The organism is Halomonas sp. 3A7M (assembly GCF_014897875.1).
In the GTDB taxonomy this organism is placed as follows: Bacteria; Pseudomonadota; Gammaproteobacteria; order Pseudomonadales; family Halomonadaceae; genus Vreelandella.
This window is the reverse complement of record NZ_JABUZD010000097.1, coordinates 1-4,607: the sequence shown is the minus strand read 5'-3', so window position 1 is coordinate 4,607 and position 4,607 is coordinate 1. Positions and strand designations below refer to the sequence as shown.

The 4,607-nt window shown below is 51.8% G+C and carries 4 protein-coding genes, 1 pseudogene and 1 riboswitch; of the genes and pseudogenes, 4 read left to right on the top strand and 1 reads right to left on the bottom strand.

What is annotated here, in order from left to right; all coding sequences use genetic code 11:
• Both INT19_RS08815 and INT19_RS08810 read left to right on the top strand, forming a co-directional pair.
• Positions 1-887, top strand: an 887-nt coding sequence (locus INT19_RS08815) for a TRAP transporter large permease subunit (protein WP_193060480.1), incomplete at its 5' end; no start/stop codon positions are given.
• A 213-nt stretch (positions 888-1,100) separates the two neighbouring features.
• A complete protein-coding gene (locus tag INT19_RS08810) occupies positions 1,101-2,600 on the top strand; it encodes a CoA-acylating methylmalonate-semialdehyde dehydrogenase (RefSeq protein ID WP_193060479.1) in 1,500 nt (499 codons plus the stop codon).
• 49 nt (positions 2,601-2,649) lie between these two features.
• Here the strand turns inward: INT19_RS08810 and INT19_RS08805 are convergent, their stop codons facing one another.
• A complete protein-coding gene (locus tag INT19_RS08805) occupies positions 2,650-3,345 on the bottom strand; it encodes a hypothetical protein (RefSeq protein WP_120386540.1) in 696 nt (231 codons plus the stop codon).
• A gap of 199 nt (positions 3,346-3,544) precedes the next feature.
• On the opposite strand from INT19_RS08805, the gene INT19_RS08800 reads away from it, so the two are divergent.
• Both INT19_RS08800 and INT19_RS08795 read left to right on the top strand, forming a co-directional pair.
• Positions 3,545-4,126, top strand: a complete 582-nt coding sequence (locus INT19_RS08800; RefSeq protein ID WP_095603902.1) for a peroxidase-related enzyme — start codon at positions 3,545-3,547, stop codon at positions 4,124-4,126.
• 99 nt (positions 4,127-4,225) lie between these two features.
• A riboswitch (TPP riboswitch) is annotated at positions 4,226-4,333 on the top strand.
• Positions 4,323-4,565: pseudogene (locus INT19_RS08795) on the top strand (sodium:solute symporter); the annotation flags it as partial. Its footprint overlaps the riboswitch before it by 11 nt.
• Positions 4,566-4,607: the final 42 nt, after the last annotated feature.

Here is a 4,607-nt window from a genome sequence, read left to right as displayed (position 1 = left end):
GCCTAAAAGACCTCAGAGGCGACAGATTTCTTGACAACTACCGGCTACTGTCGCCGATTATTCCACCTTCCATGCTGTTTGTGTTGTTTGGCGTCATGGCCCAAGTGCCTATTGCAGAAATGTTTATTGCGGGGTTGCTGCCGGGGCTGCTCTTGGGAACAGGCTTTTTTATAGTGATTGCCTTGGTAGGCTTGGTTCAGCAATACCCTAAAGGCCAGTGGCCGACTCGCTCTCAGGCACTTCATGACCTGCTTTGGGGGCTACCAGCACTGCTCATTCCAGTGATCATTATTGGTGGCATCCTATGGGGAGTTGCCACGCCAACCGAGTCGGCTGCGCTGGCCTCTCTAGCGGCTTTAATCATGGGCCGCTTTGTATACGGTGACCTGCGTTTAAGCCAGCTACCCCAGGTGCTAACGCGCACGGCGATTAATGCTGGGTTGGTCATCATGCTGATTGCCGCCGCTGGCGTGTTTGGCTGGGTGGTGATTTATGAGCAGCTTCCGCAGATGGCCGCCGCATGGATTGCCGCGTTGACCAGCGACCCCTTCGTGTTCTTGCTACTGGTGATTGGCGCACTGCTGTTAGTGGGAATGGTGATTGATGGCATTGCGGCGCTAATCTTAGTGGTGCCGATTTTAATGCCCATTGCTCAAAGCCAGTTCGCTATTAGCCCCTATCAGTTTGGTGTGGTGGTGTGTTTAACCCTGGTGATGGGGTTGTTAACGCCTCCCGTAGGGGCAGGGCTGTTTATCGCTTCCTCAATGACGGGTGCGCCGCCGCTTAAAATATTTCGCTCGCTGCTGCCGTTTTTGCTAGCAACGTTAGTGACTCTTGTCCTTCTCGCCTGGTTGCCGTGGTTAACCAACGGGCTTATCCAGCGTTAATCGGCATCACATCCATTCCAATCTCTAAACTGATGTTCTCCACGGCGTTTATGATGCCTTTTAATGGCGGAACATCAGTCCTAGGCTGCTTACTCAGCGCTGAGTTGGCTAACTCTTTATCAAGTGGTTAATTGACGTTTACGTCAACTTGCTGATATACCCTAGAGTTCATCTTTGCGTCTCATAACAAACACAACGTTGAGGAAGGAAGTCATGTCCGTTCGTGAAATCCCTATGTATATCGATGGCCAGCCAGTCATGTCACAAAGCCAGGATTGGCGTGATGTGGTCAACCCTGCGACTCAGGAAGTGGTTGCCCGCGTACCATTCTGTACCGCCGAAGAGGTGGAACGTGCGATTGCCAGCGCTAAAACAGCTTTTAAAGGGTGGCGTAAAGTGCCGCTTGGCAAGCGCATGCGCATCATGCTGAAACTTCAGGCACTGATACGCGAAAATACTGCTGAATTAGCCGCGCTAATTACCGAAGAGCACGGTAAAACCCTGCCTGACGCTGAAGGTGAAGTAGGGCGCGGTTTAGAAGTCGTTGAGCACGCTTGTTCAATTACGTCGCTGCAGTTGGGTGAACTGGCGGAAAACGCCGCGAATGAAGTCGATGTTTACACTATGCACCAGCCGTTGGGCGTTGGCGCAGGTATTACCGCCTTCAACTTCCCGATTATGCTGCCCTGTTTTATGTTTCCGCTTGCCATCGCAACGGGAAATACCTTTGTCCTGAAGCCGTCTGAGCAAGACCCCAGTTCCACCATGCGACTGGTTGAACTTGCCCATGAGGCGGGCGTCCCGGCAGGCGTTTTAAACGTAGTCCATGGCGGCCCAGATGTTGCCAACCAGATCGCCGATCATCAGGATATTAAAGCACTTTCGTTTATTGGCTCGACCCATGTGGGCTCCTTGCTTTACAACCGTGCAGCCGCCGCAGGTAAGCGTATGCAGTCGATGATGGGAGCTAAAAACCACTGCGTTGTTATGCCGGATGCCAACCGCAGTCAGGCGATTGATAGCCTACTCGGCTCGGCGTTTGGTGCTGCTGGTCAGCGCTGCATGGCTAACTCGGTTGTCGTGCTAGTAGGCGAGGCTCGTGAGTGGCTAAAAGATATTGAGGAAGGCGCGCGTAGCATGAAAGTCGGTCCTGGCACTCAGCGCGATGCAGACCTAGGGCCGCTTGTCTCACCACAAGCGAAAGAGCGCGTTGAACGCCTGATTTCAGCGGGTGAGAAAGAGGGGGCTAAGCTGCTGGTAGACGGCCGTGGCTGCACGGTAGATGGCTATCCAAACGGCAACTTTGTTGGCCCAACTCTGTTTGCCGATGTGACCGCTGATATGACGGTGTACCGGGAAGAAATTTTTGGCCCAGTGCTATGCGTGGTCAGTGTGGAGACGCTGGATGACGCGATTGCGTTTATCAACGCTAACCCTAACGGTAACGGTACGTCGATCTTTACTAACTCAGGCTGGGTAGCACGGCGCTTTGAAACCGATATCGACGTAGGCCAGATTGGTATCAACGTGCCGATCCCTGTACCCGTCGCGTACTTCAGTTTTACGGGTTCGCGAGCTTCCAAGCTTGGCGACTTGGGGCCGAATGGCAAGCAGGCAATTACCTTCTGGACGCAGACCAAAACGGTCACTGCCCGCTGGTTTGAGCCAGAAAATGTATCTAGCGGTATTAATAGCACTATTTCGTTGAGTTAATTGCACCATGAAAAAGCCCCGCGATAAGCGGGGCTATTAACGTTTCGGATTAAGTATCCTGAAATAACGGCAGACTTCTTTTTAGGAGCTGGCCGATAGGGCCAAGCTGACTGGCGTGCATAACGAGAATGGTGGGAGCGGCAGTTGGCGTTTTTGAGTTGTGAGGAACTAGCAGCGCAAATTCACCTTCTTCGAGATGAAATTCATGCAGCTCACGCAAGCCATCGGGTGTTTCGCACTGAGAGCAGCGGTAGTTATCATCTTCGCCATAAACTAAGCGATGATACATTTTGAAGAGCGTATAAATGGCTAAACCGCCTTTCAAAGCAGGCCAGCGGGCAGGTGTGCTGCGCAGCTTGTCAGAAACGATGATGCCATCGGCTTCTGCGCTGGCGAATACGCTAGCTAGTGGTGCTGAGAGGAGCGACGTGCTAGCGCTTAACGACGTCTCGTGTTCTTGAGGGTTCGAGGAGACCTCGTTAACCACTCGGTGGAAATCATCTAATGAGGCAAGCGGGAAGTCCTTGTGCTTTAGATCACTTGGCTCGAAGCCGCCGTTTTCCCAGCCATGGATAACTCGGAGGGTGGCACGCGCGTGATGCATAGGCAGGGCAAGAAGGGTGTGCAGCATTACCCGGATATGAAGCTGACGCTCATCGGTGTCGTTTTTAAATGCGCAATAAGGGTCGGCAAAAAGAGTATGCAAGCGCCCAGGCGTATGCTCTTTGGCTTCGGAATAATGCATTTTGGTGTCCCTGTTAATTGCCGTTTGATGTATTTACTGCACGGCTTATAGGTCATTGAATAGTTGAGAGTATGGACAGCGTTAGCCGCGATTGAAAGTCACTTTGTTTAGTGTTTTGTTACCGAATCGCGTTATCCAACAACATAATTGTTTAATCAAAACAAAAATTTAAAGCTCAATCAGGAAGTGAGGTGTAACGATGACTAATCGACTTAGCCGTTTCCGTGTACCAGAAACGCTGGATGAACTGCCTGACGATATTCGTGATGCAATATTAAAAGTGCAAAGCAAGGCGGGATTTGTGCCCAATGTATTCTTAATGCTGGCGCATCGCCCTGAGGAGTTCCGCGCTTTTTTTGCTTATCACGATGCTTTGATGGAGCGTGAATCCGACACGCTGACTAAAGCTGAGAAAGAGATGATTGTTGTGGCTACCAGTGCTCGCAATCGTTGCCTCTATTGTGTTGTTGCCCATGGCGCGCTATTGAGAATTTATAGTAAAGACCCTTTAGTCGCTGACAATGTCGCTATCAATCATCTGGCGGCAGGGCTAAGCGAACGCCATCGAGTAATGCTGGACTTTGCATTGCACTGCGGGATTGAGGTTGGGGAGTTCTCTGCCGCGTGGCAAACAACATTAGAGAAAGTAGGCTTTACGCTAGAGGACTGTTGGGATATTGGCGCCATTGCTGCTTTTTTCGGCATGTCGAATCGGTTAGTGACCATGACGGGTACGCCCCCCAATGAGGAGTTTTATTTGATGGGCCGCCTACCGCGTTAGTAGGATAAAGACGCACATCTAGGCGTGACTCGCGCATAAATTTTACTAACGCCCAGCCTTTACTAACGAGCCGCTTTCGCCGAGGATAGCGTCTCCATTCACTGTCGCCAGGGGAGCCCGCAGCTGTTGGGCTGAGAATGCGCACTGCGCAGACCCTGGAACCTGATCCGGTTCATACCGGCGGAGGAAGTGCGACATGCCTTACCTAACGTCAGCCGTACTTGGTACGGCGCTATTCTGTTTTGCTTTTCTGGGTCTGCGTGCACGTCATGTGCAGGGGTCGCTTGATGACTATGTCACAGCAAGAAACTCGCAAACCGCTTCCACACTTGGATTCTCCTTTTTAGCCTCGGGAATGGGCGCCTGGATTCTGTTTGCGCCGCCTGAAATTGGTGCCTTTGTTGGTCCTTTAGCGTTGGCAGGCTATGCCATTGGCTCGTAAGCGTTCATCCTACGACGTAGTTGACCTACTTCACGTCAC

Bases quoted from the DNA above. Each gene is read 5' to 3' on its own strand.
- INT19_RS08805 (WP_120386540.1), bottom strand. From the start codon at position 3,345: ATGCATTATTCCGAAGCCAAAGAGCATACGCCTGGGCGCTTGCATACT.
- INT19_RS08800 (WP_095603902.1), top strand. From the start codon at position 3,545: ATGACTAATCGACTTAGCCGTTTCCGTGTACCAGAAACGCTGGATGAA.
- INT19_RS08810 (WP_193060479.1), top strand. From the start codon at position 1,101: ATGTCCGTTCGTGAAATCCCTATGTATATCGATGGCCAGCCAGTCATG.